General features: G+C 40.9%; 15 protein-coding genes. 1 reads left to right on the top strand and 14 read right to left on the bottom strand.

Translation table 11 applies throughout. The features are described 5' to 3' along the window. Positions 1–56: 56 nt before the first annotated feature. From J0J36_RS04320 to J0J36_RS04255, 14 genes are all read right to left on the bottom strand, one after another. Entirely contained in the window at positions 57–509 is a 453-nt protein-coding gene (locus J0J36_RS04320; RefSeq protein WP_153924737.1) for a PTS sugar transporter subunit IIA, read from the bottom strand. A 14-nt stretch (positions 510–523) separates the two neighbouring features. After that, positions 524–2,017 carry a PTS fructose transporter subunit IIC gene (locus J0J36_RS04315; RefSeq protein ID WP_019293549.1) on the bottom strand — a complete coding sequence of 498 codons (1,494 nt, stop codon included), beginning with the start codon at positions 2,015–2,017 and terminating at the stop codon, positions 524–526. Positions 2,018–2,214: 197 nt separating this feature from the next. Beyond that, positions 2,215–2,952, bottom strand: a complete 738-nt coding sequence (locus tag J0J36_RS04310; protein WP_019292545.1) for an MIP/aquaporin family protein — start codon at positions 2,950–2,952, stop codon at positions 2,215–2,217. Between the two features lie 52 nt (positions 2,953–3,004). Continuing rightward, complete coding sequence (gene glpO, locus J0J36_RS04305) at positions 3,005–4,834, bottom strand: type 1 glycerol-3-phosphate oxidase (RefSeq protein WP_019335787.1); 1,830 nt, start codon at positions 4,832–4,834, stop codon at positions 3,005–3,007. Positions 4,835–4,870: 36 nt separating this feature from the next. Next, positions 4,871–6,367 (bottom strand): glycerol kinase GlpK, encoded by a 1,497-nt coding sequence (gene glpK, locus J0J36_RS04300; protein WP_019292543.1) that lies wholly within the window; start codon positions 6,365–6,367, stop codon positions 4,871–4,873. A gap of 234 nt (positions 6,368–6,601) precedes the next feature. Next, positions 6,602–8,203 carry a hypothetical protein gene (locus J0J36_RS04295; protein WP_153924734.1) on the bottom strand — a complete coding sequence of 534 codons (1,602 nt, stop codon included), beginning with the start codon at positions 8,201–8,203 and terminating at the stop codon, positions 6,602–6,604. A 137-nt stretch (positions 8,204–8,340) separates the two neighbouring features. After that, a complete protein-coding gene (locus tag J0J36_RS04290; protein WP_255566841.1) occupies positions 8,341–10,395 on the bottom strand; it encodes a bacterial Ig-like domain-containing protein in 2,055 nt (684 codons plus the stop codon). 49 nt (positions 10,396–10,444) lie between these two features. Next, entirely contained in the window at positions 10,445–10,909 is a 465-nt protein-coding gene (locus tag J0J36_RS04285; RefSeq protein WP_165719026.1) for a hypothetical protein, read from the bottom strand. A 330-nt stretch (positions 10,910–11,239) separates the two neighbouring features. Then, on the bottom strand, positions 11,240–12,706 hold the full coding sequence (locus J0J36_RS04280) for a helix-turn-helix domain-containing protein (protein ID WP_019292762.1): 1,467 nt from the start codon (positions 12,704–12,706) through the stop codon (positions 11,240–11,242). Between the two features lie 159 nt (positions 12,707–12,865). Then, a complete protein-coding gene (locus J0J36_RS04275) occupies positions 12,866–14,077 on the bottom strand; it encodes a chloride channel protein (RefSeq protein ID WP_019335358.1) in 1,212 nt (403 codons plus the stop codon). 176 nt (positions 14,078–14,253) lie between these two features. Further along, positions 14,254–14,493, bottom strand: a complete 240-nt coding sequence (locus J0J36_RS04270; RefSeq protein ID WP_004257921.1) for a DUF896 domain-containing protein — start codon at positions 14,491–14,493, stop codon at positions 14,254–14,256. A 16-nt stretch (positions 14,494–14,509) separates the two neighbouring features. Beyond that, entirely contained in the window at positions 14,510–16,543 is a 2,034-nt protein-coding gene (glyS, locus tag J0J36_RS04265) for a glycine--tRNA ligase subunit beta (RefSeq protein WP_019335357.1), read from the bottom strand. Continuing rightward, positions 16,543–17,511, bottom strand: a complete 969-nt coding sequence (gene glyQ, locus J0J36_RS04260; protein ID WP_019292765.1) for a glycine--tRNA ligase subunit alpha — start codon at positions 17,509–17,511, stop codon at positions 16,543–16,545. Before glyQ ends, glyS begins: the two co-directional genes overlap by 1 nt. A gap of 13 nt (positions 17,512–17,524) precedes the next feature. Next, positions 17,525–18,304, bottom strand: coding sequence for a formate/nitrite transporter family protein (locus tag J0J36_RS04255; protein WP_019292766.1), 780 nt, complete (start codon positions 18,302–18,304; stop codon positions 17,525–17,527). A 317-nt stretch (positions 18,305–18,621) separates the two neighbouring features. Here J0J36_RS04255 and J0J36_RS04250 point away from each other — a divergent pair, with 317 nt between their 5' ends. Continuing rightward, complete coding sequence (locus J0J36_RS04250) at positions 18,622–19,644, top strand: alpha/beta hydrolase (RefSeq protein ID WP_153924725.1); 1,023 nt, start codon at positions 18,622–18,624, stop codon at positions 19,642–19,644. The last annotated feature ends 13 nt before the right edge of the window (positions 19,645–19,657 follow it).

Here is a 19,657-nt window from a genome sequence, read left to right as displayed (position 1 = left end):
TTTACTTCCTTATTCATTTTTTCAAAAGGCCAAATCAAGATGATTTGACCTTTGAGTTAAAAATCAATTTTATCTATAACGGCAGTCAGATTATTCGGGTCTTTCTCTGATAAAATATCTTCACGAAATTGATCATCGATTAGTTTTCGAGCGATTAAGCTCAGCAACTTCAAGTGCTCAGTCGCACCTTCATCAGGAATCGTAAGTGCCAGAGCAACTTTCACGGGTTTTCCATCCAAAGCATTCCAAGGAATTTCATTGGCAAATCTAACGAAAAACATGCCCGGCTTTAAGTTCGTTTTATCTTTACAATGAGGAATGGCGATATGATCTTTAAATCCTGTTGTTGCTTCTGCTTCTCGCTGTTTTAGGCCTTCAAAATATTCGGCTTCATTGTCCACAAAGCCCAGAGAATGTGTAAACTGTGCAATAACTGCAAAGGCTTCTTCCTGTGTACGTGCGCTTGTATCGAAAAGGATATGTTCTTGATTAAAAACTTCTTTGTTCATCTTTATTCACTTTCTTATTTTGCTTTAGCTTTTACTGGCTTTTTGAATTCAATACCTCGTGTAAATCCAATCAATAATGCGGTGGTCAAAATACCTGCACATACGCACAAAATCCATGTTACAAAAGGAATCGGTTGCTCAATATAACCAATAAAGGTCCCCAGAGGCGAGCCAATACCGCCATAAAATTTCGAACCAGTAGCTGAAATAAGTCCGCCTGCAACAGCTGATCCTACAACGTTTGAGAAAATCATTCGTACAGGATGTGCTGCCACAAATGGAATAGCTCCTTCAGTGACACCCACAATCCCCATACCGAAGGCTGCACTGGCAGCAATTTTTTCATCTTTTGAAAATTTATTTTTAAATAATATCGTAGCCAACCATACGCCTAAGGGAGCTACCGAAATCGCTGCTTGTGTTGCTGTACCAGGTACAAAGTTTGCACCTTCAATACCGTATTTTGTCATTGTATCGGTAAATATTGCTGTCCCAAATACTAAAGCCGTTTTATTGATTGGTCCACCCAAGTCAAACCCAATCATTGCGCCACAAATGGCTCCGATAATGATTGGTGCACCTGCGAAATTATTATTTAAATTGGTTAACCCATCATACATAGCATCCATCCCCACCGATATTGGATTTCCGATGATATAAAGCACGATCAAGCTGATAACTGCTGTTGCAATAAAAGGAATAATCATAATTGGCACGATTGGCATAACAATTTTAGGCCATTTTATTTTTTTCAATCCTTTGACCATATAGCCAACAATGAAAGCCACAATAATAGCACCAATAAAACCTCCACCTGCTTCAGTTCCTAAAAATTCTGGGTCATTAACAAGATAAGCACCAATCATGGCAGGAGCTATTGCGGGTTTGTCTGCAATGGAATTTGCCACAAAACCAGCAAATAGTGGAATCATCAGTTTAAAACCCATCTGCCCAACATAAAAGAGTTTTTCCATGAGGAAGCCCATTTGTGTCGTATTGTCAAAACCCCACTTGACAATACGTCCTAGGTCGTCTCTTTGAAAGGCATAGAGATTGGCAATGGTAAGGAGAAGACCGGCAGCGATGACCATTGGCACCATGTAAGAAATACCACTCATCACATGGGTCAGAAAAGTAACCTTATCTTTATCATTACCAATCTGAATATTCCCTACCTTACTTCCTTTCTTGCCAAAAACTTCAGCCTCAGCGAATGCTTTTTTTATCAAGGCTTCCGAATCTTCAATTGCCGGGATAGATTTTGTAACATAAAGAGGCTTACCTGTGAAACGAATCGGATCAATCTTAATGTCTGAGGCAACAAGTACAAGATCTGCGTTTTCGATCTCTTCAGGAGTTAAGACATTCTCTGCTCCAATAGCTCCATTTGTCTCTACTTTGACCTCATAGCCCATTTTTTTAGCCGCTTTTTCGATAGATTCGGCGGCCATATAGGTGTGCGCTATTCCAGCAGCACAGGCCGTAACGGCTACTATTTTTTTCGACATTTTGTTTCCTCCAAAATTTTTCTTTTAGTTTTGTTATATTTGTGATATAGCACCTCTTATTTTCAAAAGCAAGAGAAAATAAAGCGTTTTCTTTATTTAGTTTTTATTCCCATCAGCTGGAGGATTACTGGTATTTTTTTCATAAAAAAAAAAGAGCTAGATCTTTGTCTAACTCTACTTTTGTCTAATATTTCAATTTATTTACTTGCAAATTGAATAACCATGTTAAAGATAAGGGCGCCTAAGCTACCGCCAATGATTGGACCTACGACAGGAATCCATGCGTAAGACCAGTCAGAATCTCCTTTGCCCTTGATAGGTAAGATAGCGTGCATGATACGAGGACCTAAGTCACGTGCAGGATTCAAAGAGTAACCGGTTGTCGCACCAAGTGATAAACCAATGGCTGTGATGATAGCACCGACTAAAAGAGGTGAAACACCAGAAGTTTGCGTAATGGCATATTGACCAAAGGCCAGAATACCTGTCGTTAAGACTGCTGTTCCAACAATTTCACTGATTAAGTTCGACCCCGTCTGACGAATGGCTGGACCTGTAGAAAATGTGCCTAAGATATCTGCTGGATTTTTAGTTTCAGCGTAGTGAGGGTAAAACATCAGGTAGAGGATAATGCTGGCGACCATTGCCCCAAGCATTTGGGCGATAATATAAGGGAAAACCAAACTCCAGCTAAAGCTACCAATCATTGCCATTGCAATCGTTACTGCTGGATTCAAGTGGGCAGGCGACATAAATCCGGAAATGTAAACCCCCATCATTACTGCAAAGCCCCAACCGAGTGTGATAGCAACCCACCCTGCTCCTGTTGCTTTCGTCTTGTTCAGAACAACGCCTGAAACTACACCGTTACCAAGAAGGATTAAGATAAATGTGCCTAAAAATTCACCGAGTAATTGTACCATTTCTGAGTGCATATTGACTCCTTTTTTCTATATTTTATTTGTTTCAATCATTTTTGGGATTATTTTACTTCTTCAAGTCCGACAAGTCAGATTCACGAAGTGCTTCTTCCAAAGCTTTTTCTTGTTCTGCTTTTTCTTCTTCAGACCAGCCGAGGTATTCCGCCATGGCATTAACAACATGTACCTTGATAGCATCTACACCTTCACGCATAAATAAAATATGGTTGGTACGACGAAGCAAGTAATCCACTGGCGTCAAGATCATTTCATCTTCAAGCGCATAACGTAAACGTGCTGATTCGGCGAGAGATAGACCTTCATATGGCTCCATTTCAGAAGCATAGGCAAACACTTGGAGGGCGTTCATGCCATAAAAGTCCGCGATGTATTTTGCTTCTTCCTCTGTTAGTCCTGCAGCAACACCAACTTTCATGTTTTCAGCAACAACTTCTTCAACCTTAGTTGGGTCAAATTCACCACCAGAGATTTGGTATTTTTTAGAGTCAATAGGTTCATAGTTCAAACCAAAGTCCTCCTCAAGCAGTTGGCAGATAAGCTCCATCGCACCCGCTGCCATTTTACGGTAGTCCGTGATTTTACCGCCCGCTAGAGTAATCAAACCATCGCTCTCGCGTTCGAGGGAACTTCCACGAGATACGGAAGATGGTGCATCTCCTTTTTCGGAAAGGTTTGATTCCATATTGTTCAACAAATGCTCTACTTCGGCTTTTGTTGCTGTTTTATTTTTATAGCGGAGCACCGCCTCAACGACAGCGTTAAAGCTAGTTTCAGAAACCGCACCATTATCTCCACCGTTATAGTCTGAACCAGAATTTCCACCTAATAATGGGCGCAATCCAGCCCATGAAGCTTCAATGTCATTAATCGTGATATTTGCTTCAGGGTAGCGGAAATTAATGACATCCAAGAGGTAATCCACATCTTCTTGGGTTACTTTTGGATCAGTAAAGTCGCCATGATAATCTGTATCTGTCGTACCAAAATAAGTTTTATTTTCACGGGGAATAGCAAAGACCATACGTTTATCGTGTTTGCCTGTGTCAAAATAAGTTGGTTGTGGTACAGGTAGTTTAGCCGCATCCACTACCAGATGTACACCTTTTGTTGGACGCATTTTTGGCACGATAGGACGGGTGAAGTTCAGATAACGAATCTTGTCTACCCAAGGACCACTTGTGTTAATCACAAGTTTAGCTTTGACTTCAATGACTTGGTCTGTCAACAAATCACGCGCACGAACACCAGAGATTTGTCCATCGGTATAGGTAAAATCAATGACTTTCATCTTGCTAATGGCTTGCGCACCGTCTTCTACGGCTTTCTTGATATTATCAATTACCAAGCGTGCATCATTGTTACGATAGTCAAGATAAACACCAGCTCCTTGTAACCCTTTTTTCTTGATGAGTGGCTCACGGCGCAATACTTCTTCTGGTGAGATAGTATAGTTAGCATATGGTGAATCTTCATCCACACCGGCCAAACGGTCATACAAATCCATCGCAATTTTCACAGAAAACATATCAAAAGTTGTCTTGCCTTCATCATCGTAGATAGGAAGTAACATCGGATCTGGCTTAGGAATATGGGGCGCAATGCCTTGAACAACAGCACGTTCTGAAACCGTATCAGAAACAACTTCGACATCGAAGTTTTTGAGGTAGCGGATCCCTCCATGCACGAGTTTTGTCGACCGTGAAGATGTTCCCTCTGAAAAGTCCTGCATTTCAAGTACGGCAACTTTCATGCCAGCAGCCGCTGCTTGTAATGTCAATCCAGCACCAGTGATTCCCCCTCCGATAACGAGTAGGTCCATCTCTTCATTTTGAACTTTTGTGATTGCTTCTTGTCTTGTTTTTTTAGAAAAAGCCATTTCTATTCTCCTTTTAGGTTACTGTCTAATTGCTTATTATTTGAAAGCGCGTGTCGCATTCACGGCTTTTTTCCAACCGGCATAAAGTTCTTCTCTGCGTTCTTCTTGCATTTGAGTTTGGAAAATTTTGCCCGGTTCATAGGATTCTTTAAGTTCTTCTAAGTCTTTCCAGAAACCAACAGCTAGTCCTGCAAGGAAGGCTGCACCAAGTGCTGTTGTTTCCAAATCGCCCGCACGTTGGATTGGGATATTCAGGATATCCGCTTGGAACTGCATCAAGTATTCATTGTTTGCAGCACCGCCGTCTACCTTGAGCACAGACATATCGATTCCTGTATCTTCTTTCATGGTGCTGACTACATCACGAACTTGATAAGCAATCCCTTGTAAGGTTGCTTTCACAATATCTTCTTTTGTTGTTCCACGTGTCAAGCCAAACATCGCACCACGCGCTTCTTGGTCCCAATACGGAGCACCAAGACCGACAAAAGCTGGCACTACATAAACTTCATCTTGACTCCTAGATTGGAGTGCCACTTCTTCGGAATCACTGGCCCGCTCCAACATTTTCAAACCATCACGTAACCATTGGATAGATGAGCCTGCGACAAAGATGCTTCCCTCTAAGGCATAATATACTTTTCCGTTAATACCATAGCCAATCGTTGTCAGCATGTTATTTTTCGAAATATGGGGTTTCTCACCTGTGTTCATGACAATAAATGAACCTGTACCATAGGTATTTTTAATCATCCCAGGCTCAAAGGCCATTTGACCAAATAATGCAGCTTGCTGGTCTCCCGCCATACCAGAGATTGGTACTTCAGAGCCGAAGAAATGGAAACCTTTAGTTACACCATAAACTTCTGAGTTGGACTTAACTTCTGGAAGCATTGAAGCTGGAATATTAAGAATTTTCAGGATTTCTTCATCCCATTTCAACTCGTGAATATTGTAGAGCATAGTACGGCTGGCATTCGAATAGTCGGTATAGTGTGCATCGCCATCTGTCAACTTCCACAAGAGCCATGTATCGATGGTTCCAAAGAGGAGCTCGCCCCGTTCGGCACGCTCTTGTGCACCTTCTACGTGATCAAGAATCCAACGAATCTTTGTGGCTGAAAAGTAGGAATCAACAATAAGTCCTGTCTTTTTGTGGAAGAGTTCATCATGCCCTGCTTCTTTAAGGCCATTGGCAATGTCGGCAGATTGACGAGATTGCCACACAATAGCATGGTAAATGGGCTTGCCTGTCTTTTTGTCCCAGATAATGGTGGTTTCGCGTTGGTTAGTTATACCGATACCGGCAACCTGTACAGGTTTGATACCAGATTCGATAAAAGCTCCTGCGATAACAGACTGTACAGAGTTCCAAATCTCGTTGGCATCATGTTCGACCCAACCTTCTTTAGGAAAATACTGGGTGAATTCCTTTTGGGAACTCCCAATGTGTTTACCCTGTTTATCAAATATAATAGCTCTTGAGCTTGTTGTACCTTGGTCAATTGCCATAATGTAAGAAGTTTCTGTCATGTTCGTTCTCCTTTGTAAACGCTTTCTATATTTCATATTATAGCATTTAAAGATAATGAAATACTTTCATTTTTTAAGAAATTCTAAAAAAAATTGAAAGTGTTCGTTTTAAATATAAAAAAACTTCTCAATTACTGAGAAGCTTTGTGTATTGATAGTTAATGATAACGGAGGAATGAACCTGCTTTATTTTCTAAGTTGTCCTCATCAATAGCTTGGGACTCCTCACAGGTATTATTTTTGCATCTCTCCAATCTGTGAAAGCATGAGCGCAGGAAGGACGTCCCTTATTTCATTAATCTCCCATTTTCTCCATTGTGGTGCATCACTGATTACGCTCCAACCGTATACTTGCGTAATGCCGAAATCCTTACCAGCAGTTGTACGTGTCCAGAAATCCGGTAAAGAAGGGGGCTCCGCTGTGTTGCGGTGTCTCTTTCCATCATAAAAAAGGATGTCAACTATTGACAGAATAAATGCTGTCCTTTCTCCTCGCTCATCTACTCGAGTAATGTAATCCTCAATATCAAGAGCATCACCACTATTCAGCTGGTGCTCAAGTTCCTCTTCATCAATGCCTCTACCAGAACCATAACTTACAGGAAGAACACGACGTTGGAGTTGAGCAGGAAGTGAATTATAGTAGGCATTAGCCGTTTGCCTCACATTAGAGCTCATATAGTCTGTTGTTTCACCAAAGTTGCTTCGTCCTATACTTTGCATAGGTACAACCAAGTGTCCGCCGCCATGGGGACCTATATAGCCATATTCTACCCCTTCCACAAAAAAGCTTTCATCTGGCTGAATATCGCCATTGAAGTTTGGAATATTCGTTTCTCCCATACGATTAACCAAATCTCTGGCTCGCGCGGTATCTCCTCCTTGCTCAAAGAAAGTATTAATATTGTCCTCTGTGGGCGAAACCATGTTCCCTTGGACAAGGATAGCATAAAACCAAGAGCCTGGCGTTGCTTTAATCGCATCTGCCATATCTGCCTGGTCAATAAGATAAGAGGGGGCCTGGCCATGTTGAAGGTAAGAAGCCCAGTAAGCCCAGCCCGTTTCTTCATCTACGACCCAATAGCGCCCTATTTTTTCATGTTCGTCTAAGCCTTCCCATACTGCCATCGTTATTGGGGGGCGTTCTTGCAGCAGGGTGTGTTGAACATCTTGTTCTACTGCCCGTCCTGGGAAGAGCGGACTTCTATCTTCCTCAGCTTCTTCGGGATCATAGTTTTTGAAAGTTGCATGCTGTCTCCAATAACCTTCAGTCCCATCTCCAGGATGTGTTGCTCCTCCTTCTACATAGTCAAGAGCATCTCCCGCTGCTGCAGTCCGCTCATCACCACGATCATGATTGAAAGTTGGCATATAAGGAGCCCCTCCAGATATTGCCATATTTCGAGCAGACATTTCATGGACACCCTCACCTGAAAAACCAAATGTCCAGTCCGTATAAGACTCAAAAGCATGACTCGGTGAATCCTCATTCCGTCGATGAATATCACGGGCTGAGGGCTGCCAAACTGTCCATGACTCTAAGTTTTCTCGTTCGGCATCAATTACGATAGATTCTCCATTTTTTGAGAGAAATTCTTTGAGTTGGATACGGACAAGTAAGGGCTCATCTCCATAATTTTCGACAAAGACATCCTTGTTTTCCGTCTCACGGTTGTAGTAGTCGTGAATACGGCCAGCGGCACCTTCGTTATTTTGCCCTTCACGGTCATTGATGGCTTGTTGGTTGAATGATTGAAAGGCAAATGTGCCTCCAATTAAGCCAAGAAGAGCTAAAAGTGCAATGTTTCGTAATTTACGTTTCTTTTCTGGTGTCATATGTTACTCCTCATTTTAACTTATGATTTTTTAATATCTTTGTTATTAAATTCAAAATAATATCAGATATAAGTAAACGAAGAAAGGCTTTTCTCTCTTCGTTTACTATAGATACATTTCAAAATCTTGAATAAACCCTACTTCAGTTTTCTTCGTTTAAGCCATAATGTTAAAGCAAGCATTAAATTGGCTAAGCCAAGTGCACCAAATAGTCCCCCAATTTCTCCTGTCCTTGGCAAATTATCAGTGCTTGTTTGCTTATGTTCATCCTCTTTATTGTCCGAATGATTCGGCTCTTCTTTCCTATCATCATCTTCCCCAGAAGTACCATTTCCATTTGTCCCGTCTCCGTTGTTGGATTCAGTACCTCCATTATTACTTTCTCCACCATTAGTAGCACCATTGCCGTTGCCTCCTCTAGCTTTAACTGTGATTTCAGCTGTAGCTTCCACACCGTCATAAGTGTAGGTCACTTTATAAGTGCCGGCTGTATCTGTGTCCACAGTCCCCTCTACTGTGATGCGGTCAAAGGGAACGATTTCGCCATAACGGTCTGTGGCGCTGACAAAGTTATCTTGGGCAGTCCAAGCCTCGCCCACAAAGAGTGAACTATCTTTGACCTGTACTGAGGTTTGGCTTTCCTTGACTGTGATTTCAGCTGTAGCTTCCACACCGTCATAAGTGTAAGTCACTTTATAAGTGCCAGCTGTATCTGTGTCTACGGTACCTTCTACCGTGATACGATTAAAGGGAACAGTTTCGCCATAGCGATCTGTGGCACTGACAAAGTTATCCTGAGCAGTCCAATTCTCGCCTACAAAGAGTGCACTGTTCTTGACGTTAACAGAAGTTTGACTTTCCTTAACTGTGATTTCTGCTGTCGCACTGACTCCGTCATAAGAGTAAGTCACTTTATAAGTGCCGGCTGTATCTGTGTCCACAGTCCCCTCTACTGTGATGCGGTCAAAGGAAACGGTTTCGCCATAACTATCCGTGGCGCTGACGAAGTTATCCTCTGGCTGCCAATCTTCACCAATAAATATACTGCTGTCCTTGACTTGAACATTCGTTTGGTAAGGGACACGGCGCCAAGTTCCAGTGGCTTCCCCGGCTGTTCCTGATAAAGTCATCAAATCTTGGGAACTTAACCAATCCGCTGGGCCTCTCTGTGTTTCTCGTTTCCAAGAGTTGAGGAAGCCGGGTGTTGTCGTCTCATCGGGCAAGGCAGAGTTCCCTATATTCGTGTTTTCACCTAATCGAAGCTCAACTAAAGCGTTTAAACCAGCCAAGAAATTATTTCTATTGTTGGGAGCAACATTCCTTGTATCAAAAGAGGAGAGGTCTAGTTTTCTTAAAGCACTTGCGTTTTGAAACATGATAGCCGCTTGTGTAAGAGCAGGTGTTTCGAAGGAGGACAAGTCAAGCTCTGTTAGCATACTTGCACCTAAAAACATCTGATTCATATCTGTAACTGCTCTCGTGTTAAAGCTGCTTAAATCTAATTTGATCAGAGCGCTAGCACGAGTAAACATTGCAAACATAGTTGTCACAGAAGATGTAACAAAGGAAGATATATCTAAACTGCTTAGACGGTGCGTGTCTGCAAACATCATGCTCATATCTCTAACAGCACCTGTGTCAAAGAAAGATAAATCTAAGTCTGTCAAATTGGCTGCCCGGAGAAACATCGCCTGCATATCCGTAACAGCAGCTGTATTAAAGGAAGATATATCTAACTCCGTTAAAGCATGGGTATTAGCAAACATCCATGACATATCTTCAACCACACTCGTATCAAATGCAGATAAGTCTAAACTTGTTAAAGCTTCAGCATGCCAAAACATCCCATACATTGTTGTGACCGCACTCGTATTAAAAGCATTTAAACCTTTTATTTCACTCAAATTATGTGTATAAGAAAACATATCTTCCATATTTGTAACATTGTCCGTCACAAATCCAGACACATCCAAGCTTAATAAAGATATCGCACCCGAAAACATATGTTCCATAGTAGTTACAGCACTTGTATCCAAACTTGATAAATCTACACGAGTTAAACCTGTGCTTGCGAACATCTGCGCCATGTTCGTCACGCCTTCTGTATTCAAATGCTCAAAGTTTTCAATGCTTGTAAGATTTCTCATCTGGAGAAAAAGCCGATTTAAACTCCTGTTGCCACCTACAGTAATCTCGGCCTCAAATACAATATGCTGTATTGCATTTCTTAATCTTTGATTGTCAGCAGTTTGTGCAAAAAAAATCAGAATTAGTAATGCTTCCTTCTATGAGCGTTAAAGTTCTCGTATCACTATCCCACTCCGTACTTACATTTCCCCAAACTGTCATTGCTTGCGTAGGAACTACCTCAGTACTGCTTAACTCTGAATCTCCTTTCTCAGTTTCCAAAGCTATTTCTTCTGTCCTAACTTCGCTGGATACTGGCGAAGTATTTTCTATTGCATCGAAATCATTTGTTTTTTCTTCGTCGGTCTGGATGGCTTGCCTTTCACTCTGATCTTCAAGAACTTCAGGAATCTCGGGATTCAAAACATCTGGAAGCTGCGTTTCATCCCCTGTAACCAAGGACGTATCAGGCGAGAAACTCTCGGCTAAGACAGTTGTTCCTTGGAGAAGAGGATTACCCACAAACCCCGCCAATACCGCAAGGGTTAAGAAGTATCTGCTTTTACTTGAAAATCTCATCTTTTTATTCTTTTTTACTTTCATATTCTTGTCCTTTTTTATCATATTACCGCTATTCATCGCTTTGTTCTCAAAATAGAAGCACTAGGGATAAGACGAAAAAGCGTAGTATATTAGTCTGGCTGGGCTGGGCTGGGCTGGGCTGGGCTGGGCTGGGCTGGGCTGGAAGATTATAGAGCATGGCTTTTACCTCGTCAAATATTTTGTTACTTTTAAAAAACAACCTTAACATTTATAATTTAATTGTAATATTTCTCTTAATAAATACAAAATGATATCCGCAGAAGAACAAAAAAAAGAGGGATATGTCCCTCTTGCTCTTGTTTATTCTCAATTAAGAATTGCTTTCTTTTGAAATTTTTCTTTCTTCAAGGCTTCAATACAGGTCAGTAGCTCTTCAAAGTCATACTCACTGGAAAACTCGGAAAGGACATAGACAAACTTTCGACTGTCATTTCTTTTACTTGAGATAAGCAAGTCATAGCTCTGTCCTTCATGGTAATGTTCCAGTTTTATCTTTTCCACTGCTCTGAGACGATTTTTAAGATAATGTTCCATGGGGATTTGATAGGCTGGCGTATCAGACAAGTCATAAGCCACTGTCAGTTGTTGGGCAGATAAAAGTTCCAGCAACATCAAAGCATTGCGATAGCCAAAGATGAGTTCAGGTAAATCCTGCGTTTTGGGAATATAACTTAAGGCGATTTCTTTGAGATTATCCAGCAAATCTTGAAAACTCTTGTCGACCCAGTTTTGCTTATGACTGAGCAAAGCTTCCTGGCTCTTTGTAAAGAGGCTGCCATGGAAAAAGGCAAATTTATTATTGACTTGTGCCAGCTGATAACTAATGGCTTTTTCCTCTTCAAACCCTAACCGATGGGGACGATAGTGGTTCAGCATACGTTCTCTTAAAGAAATATTCAAAAGAACAGTGGGAATTTTTTTACTGCGGAAAATATCAAAGCGGTAATAACTTTCCTTATCTAAGATGAAAAAAGACAAGAGAAAACTGTAGAAAAAGATTGTCTCACAATTATTCTTACTCTGTTTATCATAAATGTATTGATAAAAAAGAGAATCCAACAGCTGATAAAGGTGATCGTCTTGATAGATCTTCTTCATTTCCAAAGATTGAGTAACTTGAATATCTGTAAGTTTACGCCTTTTTTCTGTAATGGCTAACCAACGGTAAAGTTTATCTTGGCTGCTTTCCGAAAAGGTTACTTTTAAGGTTTCTTCGAGTTGCAGGATAAAATCAACTTGAAACTTCGTGACTTGAAGGAAGTTTGGTCGAAATTTAGGATGAAGCGAATCAAACAGCAAGTAGTAAAAATAGCGAATCTGGCTTTCTTCGCCCAGCAGCTTATTATTTTTAATTTGAAGCTCAAACTCGGATAAAAGTTTATTTAGCTCTTTTATTTTGCGGAACAAGGTTGATTCACTGACCAGTAAGGCTTCTGCTAGTTCAAAAATCATGTAATTTTTTTGTTCAAAAAGCAAGAGAAGCATGCGATACTTAATGCTGTCTTGGATTAAAAAACTGATGACTTCATCTAAACTTTGAGACTCTGCCATGTTTAGGGCTAGTTTATTGTCCTGGCGCATCACTTCCATAGGTTTCCCCATCATCTGTCCCAGATAAGAAATGTCCTCTAAGTAACTTTCAATCGAAGGTCGAGAGAGATTTACCCCCTCACACAGTTCTTGCGCGGTTATCTTATCCCGCTTGAGGACCAACTGGCGTAGAATCTTAACCTGTATTTGCTCTTTTTTTTCAAGTAAAGCTTCGATATTCACAGCTGCTCCTCTTCTTTTCTAAGCCTACGTGTTTCGTAGGCGTTTTCATATTCTCTTTCTATTTTATCACTTCGCTATATTTTGTGATTAAAAATTGCTCATTCTGGACATAGGAAAATAGACAATAAAAAGAATAAGACCAAAAGCCTTATTCTTCTGTTAAACTTCTAAATTTAGTTTTCCTTGTGCATAGATCGAAGCATTACCATTGAGAATATAGGCAATGGTCACGATTGGCAGGATATATTGTACCGTACCAAAGCCAAAGACTTCTGCAGCGATGAAGATTGAAGCAAAATATGAGTTGGTTGCTGATGAAAAGACTGAAACATAGCCAGCAGCAGCTACCAAGCCAACAGGCAAGCCCAAAAGTAAGGCTAAGGTTGCGCCCAAACTTGCACCAATCGCAAAGAGCGGTGTTACTTCTCCACCTTGGAAACCTGCTGAGATACTTAAGACAGTGAAGAGCAATTTCAGAAGCCAATCATAGGCATTGATATGTTCTCCATTAAAACTCATGGAAATCAGGTTCGTTCCTAGACCTGCATAACGATCAAGATGGATGAAGATGAGACCCAAGCTCAAAATCAGTCCCATAAGTAAGATACGGCGATAAGGATTAGTGAGTTTACTTGCCATATAAGTCTTCATAAAGGCTAAGCCTTGCGCAAAGATGCGCCCCACCAAGCCAAAGCAAATTGCCACAACGAGCAGCTTCAGAAGTACCAACGGATCAATATTTAAGTCGGTATTGACCGCAAAGGAAAATTTTTCTAAACCTAAAGCATGAGATGTCGCACTGGCCGCATAGGAACCAACCAAAGCGGGGAAAAGTGCGATATATTCAATCTTGCCCACCATCAGGATTTCAATAGCAAAGAAAGTTGCAGCAATTGGTGTTTGAAAGAGACCGGCAAAACCGGCTGCCATCCCCGTAATCAAAAGCACTTTTTGTGCTTCCTTGGAAGATAATTTCCCACCGACTGTATGGCCAATCGTGGCACCAATCTGGACAGCTACACCTTCTCGTCCAACACTGGCACCAAAAAGGTGCGATAGCCAAGTTGAAAAGATAATCAAGGGTACCAAACGCTTAGGAATATCTTCTCGTCCTTTATTTCCCGCTTCAAAAATCAACCCCATTCCTTTTTGACTGTCTTTACCAAAACGTTGGTAGACATACACAATCAAAAGACCAGCTAAAGCCAAAAAAGGAAGAAAATACAAGGGATTTGCGTCACGTGTCTCCGTAATATAAATCAAGCCACGCCCAAATAAAGCATCGACAGCTCCAATGATTACCCCAATCACAACAGCTAAAACGGCATAAAGAACGGCCCATCTTGAGATTCCAATTTTTATATTTTTCATTAAAAGTAATTCCCCTTACCTGTATAATAATAGCAATAATGCAGAAATCAAAAAATCGATCCTGCCTAATAAAATGTTCAGGCAATTCCGCTGGGAATTGTCGTCTAACATGAGCTCCTTCAGGAGCAAATCTGGGAGCGTATTAAAAACAGGCCGAGCACAAAGCTCGACCACTTTTAATCACGCATACCTTTGGCGCGTTGAATGTCTTTAAGCTTTTCTGGTGTGATGTCTTTGCCATCTTCATCCACCAATTTTACTGCTTCAACTTGACCGCGGAGATTTTCACGTACGCTATCAAGATAGATACGGCGCAATTCAGCACGTTCTGCAGTTTCGGCTTCTGTTAGTCCTTCTGCTTTGTGTTTACGTGCAAGTTCATTGATACGTTCCACTTGTTCATTTGTGATTGCCATAAGACCAATATCCTCCTTATTTTGTATTGATTAAACTAAAGTCAGCCATTGTTCCGGTAAGTGCTGACAGCTCTGTAAGCAAGGCCAGACGATTCTGACGTACTTTTTCATCTTCTGCCATAACCATTACATTTTCAAAGAAATTGTTAATGGCTGGAACACCTTTGTTGACAAGAATATCATATTTTTCAGAGGCAGACAAGTTTGCCCAACCTGCTTTAAGTTCTTCTGTAGCTTTGTAAAGCACGCCTTCAGCATCGTTCTCAAAGAGCTCAGAAGAAACCGTTCCGACATGATCGGCTTTTTTCGCCAAGTTGATCACACGTGAAATATTTTCAATAGCTGGTTTAAAAGTTTCTTCGTCCTTATGACTGTTAAGCATTGGCGCAATTTCCATCATGTTAGCAATATCCATTGTATCTGCCGCAATTGTTGCTTCAACAATATCGTGACGGATTTTCTTATCCAGTAGAAGTTTTTGCACACGACCTTTGAGGAAATCAATAACTTGCTCTTTATTTTCATAATCAAGTGTGGCGATAAACTCAGAAAAGTCAAAGTGCCAGTTGAATTTCTCAATAATACGTGTCAATCCTTGCGCTGCACGACGCAAAGCGTAAGGGTCATTCGAGCCTGAAGGAATTAAGCCTGCGCTAAAGAATGAAAGAATGCTGTCGATTTTATCTGCAGCAGCCAAAACACTTCCGACAGCAGTTTCCGGCAAATCTCCTTCAGCAGATACCGGCATATAATGCTCACGAACTGCTGCTGCTACGTTGCCATTCTCTCCTGCAAGAAGAGCATATTTTTCACCCATAACGCCTTGAAGTTCATCAAATTCACCAACCATACCTGTCAAAAGGTCAAATTTATAAATATCTGCTGCACGCGCCACATCCGTCTTTTCAGTTTCTGTCAGCTTGGCAATATCTGCCAGATGTGCTGCAATTGCTTTTGTACGAGCCATATGTTCTGTGATTGAACCGATTTTTGCATGGAAAGTTACATTTTCAAGTTTCTTCACAAGATCTGCAATTTTTAATTTTTGATCTTCTTTCCAGAAGAACTCAGCATCTTCCAAACGGGCAACCAGAACTTTTTCATTGCCTAAGATGACGTTTTTCATACCTTCAGCATTACCATTACGCACGGAGATAAAGTGCGGTGCGAGCTTACCTTCTGCAGTATAAACTTCAAAATAACGTTGGTTATCACGCATTGAAGTAACCAGAACTTCTTCCGGAACTGACAAATACTTTTCATCAAAGCTACCGACAAAAGCAGTTGGGTACTCGACGAGGTTATTGACTTCTTCAAGAAGTTCAACGTGTTTTTCGTCTGAAAGTTCAACTTTCCAGCCATGTTCAGCTGCAATTTTTTTGATTTGTTGGCTAATTTCAGCTTTACGTGCTCCAGCATCAACCATAACAAAATTATCAGTCAAAACTTTGGCATAATCTGTCGCATGTTCAAGTGTAAACTCTTGGTTTGAAAGGAAGCGGTGACCACGTGTTGTATTTCCTGCAGTCACATCAAGAATGTCAAAGGGAACCACTTCGGCATCTAGTAAAGAAATCATCCATTGGATTGGGCGCACGAAGAGGAAGCTATTATTTCCCCATTTCATGTAAGTTTTGAACTGCATTTTAGAAATGACTTCATCGCCAACTTTTGTCAATATTTCTTGTGCAGCTACGCCCGCAATATGTTTGTTTGCGAAATAGTAATCGCCCTTGAGGACCAATTCGTCAGGTGTTACGCCTTGTCCACGAGAGAAACCTTGAATGGCTTTTGACCAGTTTCCTTCAGCATCTTTAGCAATTTTAGCAGATGGACCTTTGACTTCTTCGTCCATTGCTTCGGAATTTTCAGCAAGTCCTTCCACCAAAACAGCCAAACGACGTGGTGTTGAAAATTTGCGGATAGCATCAAATTCTAAACGATTTTCATTCAAAAAGTCCGAAAGACGTTCTGCCAATTGATTGATTGCAGGTGTTACCAAGTGGGCTGGCATTTCTTCCAAGCCAATTTCGAGTAAATAGTTTGCCATTATTTTGCCTCCTGTTCTTCTGCCAATTGTGCCAGAACTTTTGTATATTTCCCTTTTTCTCCCAGATATTTCTCACGTAAGTCTTCATCTTTTAAAAGTGGGAAACCAAGTTTAGCACGTTCTTCAATAAATGTTTTGGCAACTTTACGCGCCATTGTACGTACGCGGTGCAGGTAGCCAGCACGTTCAGTTACCGAAACTGCGCCACGTGCATCCAAAAGATTAAAGGTATGAGAGCTCTTCAAGATAAAGTCATAAGCAGGGTGAACCAAACCTAAATCCAGTAATTTAAGTGCTTCTGCTTCGTACTTGTTAAACAAGTCTAAAAGCATATCTTGATCAGACTCTTCAAAAGCAAATTTTGAGTGCTCATATTCTGGTTCTTTGAAAATATCACCATAGAGCACGCCATTTCCCCATTCGAGATCGTAGACACTGTCAACTTCTTGAATAGCTGTTGCCAAGCGTTCTAGACCATAGGTAATTTCAGAAGTTACAGAATCCACTTCAATACCACCCACTTGTTGGAAATAAGTAAACTGTGTACATTCTTGTCCATCAATCCAAACTTCCCAACCAATACCGGCACAACCCATTGATGGATTTTCCCAGTTATCTTCAACAAAACGAATATCATGCTCCAAAGCATCAATCCCTAGGGCAGCTAAACTTTCCAAATAAAGTTCTTGGATATTTTTGGGTGAAGGTTTCATCACCACTTGAAATTGGTGGTGTTGGAAAAGGCGGTTAGGATTTTCACCATAACGTCCATCTGCAGGTCGACGTGAAGGTTGTACATAAGCTGCTGACCAAGGTTCCGGTCCATTTGAACGCAAGAAAGTATAAGGACTCATCGTTCCTGCACCAACTTCGTTATCGTAGGCTTGCATCAAGTTTGCACCTTGCTTAGACCAAAAAGCCTGCAAAGTCAGAATCATATCTTGAAATGATAATTTATTATTTGACATTTAATTCTCCTTATTATTTATTAAGTTCATTCATTTGGCGTTTATATCCAAGGAAGTAGAAACCAGCAACGAAAATCACACCACCGATGATGTTTCCAGCATAGACAAGACTGAAATTGCGGATGAATTCCATCCATGTGGCGCCACCTTCAAAGATTGCAGCGGGGATGGCAAAAGCATTTGCCACACTGTGCTGGAAACCAATTGCAACAAAAGCCATTGTCGGGAACCAGATTACCATTACTTTTCCTGCCGCATCTTTGGCTCCGTAAGAAAGCCACATCGCAAGGCCTACAAACCAGTTACACCCTACTCCAGAAACCAAAGTCTGAAGCCAGGTTGCATTTATTTTCGAGTGCGCAACGGTGATTAATTCCTCACGATACACACCTGTACTTGTCAACCCAACAATGTGTGCAAAAAAGAAAGCCACAAAGAAGGCACCCAGAAGATTAAAAATCGTGATGACAATCCAGTTTTTGAGCAAATCTGAAAACTTTACTTTCTTTGCAAAGAAAGATACAGAAACAGCCGTCATATTTGATGTGATGAGCTCGCCACCGCCCATTAAAATAACAATCAAACCAATAGGAAACACTGCTGCACCGATGAAACTTGCCAAACTTCCAAAATCATCGACGACACTTGATATGACGCGGATATAAAGCAGATAACCTAAAGAGATTAACGCGCCTCCAATAAAGCCAAGTACAGCTTTTTCTAACATCGGTCGTTTGACCTTTTCTTGTCCATGGTGAATAGTTGCAGCCAATATTTCTGCTGGATTCATCATAATGTTCTACTCCTTAAAATAATATAAAAACCGCGCAATACACCTGTCCTAAGACAAAGGGTGCTATGCACGGTTCCACCTTTATTTTTTACTTCATTCGTATTGCGATGATTTTGGGCCATTTTAAATCTCGGCTTTCACTGTCCCGAGTCGCTTGCTTTACCTTAAAATTGTAGTCCTTTTTGCTGAAAATGTCAAGGCCAGACTTAAAGTTTTTAGTGTTTCCGATTGGAAGGGGCTAAAGAGAGATTCAGCTTGCTGAACCCTTTTTCAAAAATCATTTGCAACATGAAATAATTTGATATAATAAGTTCATCATGAAAAAATTATTTAAGGTTATAAGTTTATTGTTAGGCTTTCTTGTGGTATTAATTTTAGGAGTGTTGCTGGTGTTTAATCTCTCCCCACGCCCCGGGGCTTTTGTGATTAATCGTCTTTTTGCTAAAAGTGGCGGAAAGATAACAGATCAAAATCCCTATGAGTCCACGAAGAAAAAAGTCCTTTTGAAAAGTGACATCAGCTATAATTCAGACAAAAAAAGAAATACCTTTGACATTTACATGCCTCAAAATGCCAAAGGCCCTATTCCTGTAATTATCTGGGTTCATGGTGGTGCTTATGTCGGAGGAAATAAAACCGATGTTAAAGAATTTGCCACTAGGATTGCGCATGATGCTCAAGTTGCTGTTATCTGTCCTAATTATGCACTTGCACCTGATGCACAATATCCCAGCCAAATTCATCAAATAAACGAACTAGTAGAAGACTTGCTCGATCATCAAGCCGAATACCCTTCACTTGATTTCAATAAAATTATTCTTGGAGGAGATAGCGCTGGTGCCCAGATTGCGGCCCAATATGCGGCCATCCAAACCAATAAAGTTTATGCAAATGCATTAAACTTCAAACCCCTCCTCTCTCAGCAAAATTTAAAAGGAGTCATCTCTTATTGTGGCCCTGTAAACTTGCAAGAAAAGGCACATGATAAGTCAAATAATTTATTGCTTAAAGCTTTCACCAAAACTGTAGCTTGGTCACTCTTAGGTACAACAGATTGGAAAACCAATACACATCTAAAACAAGCAAGTGTGGTTCCAGCCGTAACAGAAAAATATCCGCCCACTTATATTACGGATGGAAATACTCTTAGTTTCGCTCCAGAAGGTGAAGCTTTGGCAAAGCGTTTAAAGGAGCTAAACGTTCCTGTATCCGAGCTTTTCTTTAGTGATTCCAGTAAAAAAATTGGACATGAGTATCAATTTGATTACCGTACGAAAGAAGCACAGCTCTGCTACGAGCAAACACTCCAATTCATTCAAGAAAATACCCTACAACATTAAAAAAGCTGCACAA

Origin of the sequence: Lactococcus sp. LG1074 (genome assembly GCF_017309525.1) — a bacterium.
In the GTDB taxonomy this organism is placed as follows: Bacteria; Bacillota; Bacilli; order Lactobacillales; family Streptococcaceae; genus Lactococcus; species Lactococcus petauri.
Note: the sequence above shows the minus strand (reverse complement) of the source record. Positions and strands in the feature narration are given on the sequence as shown.

Coding starts and splice junctions, on each gene's coding strand:
- glyS (WP_019335357.1), bottom strand. CDS start 16,543: ATGGCAAACTATTTACTCGAAATTGGCTTGGAAGAAATGCCAGCCCAC.
- J0J36_RS04310 (WP_019292545.1), bottom strand. CDS start 2,952: ATGCACTCAGAAATGGTACAATTACTCGGTGAATTTTTAGGCACATTT.
- J0J36_RS04295 (WP_153924734.1), bottom strand. CDS start 8,203: ATGACACCAGAAAAGAAACGTAAATTACGAAACATTGCACTTTTAGCT.
- glyQ (WP_019292765.1), bottom strand. CDS start 17,511: ATGTCAAATAATAAATTATCATTTCAAGATATGATTCTGACTTTGCAG.
- J0J36_RS04270 (WP_004257921.1), bottom strand. CDS start 14,493: ATGGCAATCACAAATGAACAAGTGGAACGTATCAATGAACTTGCACGT.
- J0J36_RS04275 (WP_019335358.1), bottom strand. CDS start 14,077: ATGAAAAATATAAAAATTGGAATCTCAAGATGGGCCGTTCTTTATGCC.
- J0J36_RS04320 (WP_153924737.1), bottom strand. CDS start 509: ATGAACAAAGAAGTTTTTAATCAAGAACATATCCTTTTCGATACAAGC.
- glpK (WP_019292543.1), bottom strand. CDS start 6,367: ATGACAGAAACTTCTTACATTATGGCAATTGACCAAGGTACAACAAGC.
- J0J36_RS04255 (WP_019292766.1), bottom strand. CDS start 18,304: ATGATGAATCCAGCAGAAATATTGGCTGCAACTATTCACCATGGACAA.
- J0J36_RS04250 (WP_153924725.1), top strand. CDS start 18,622: ATGAAAAAATTATTTAAGGTTATAAGTTTATTGTTAGGCTTTCTTGTG.
- J0J36_RS04285 (WP_165719026.1), bottom strand. CDS start 10,909: ATGAGATTTTCAAGTAAAAGCAGATACTTCTTAACCCTTGCGGTATTG.
- J0J36_RS04315 (WP_019293549.1), bottom strand. CDS start 2,017: ATGTCGAAAAAAATAGTAGCCGTTACGGCCTGTGCTGCTGGAATAGCG.
- glpO (WP_019335787.1), bottom strand. CDS start 4,834: ATGGCTTTTTCTAAAAAAACAAGACAAGAAGCAATCACAAAAGTTCAA.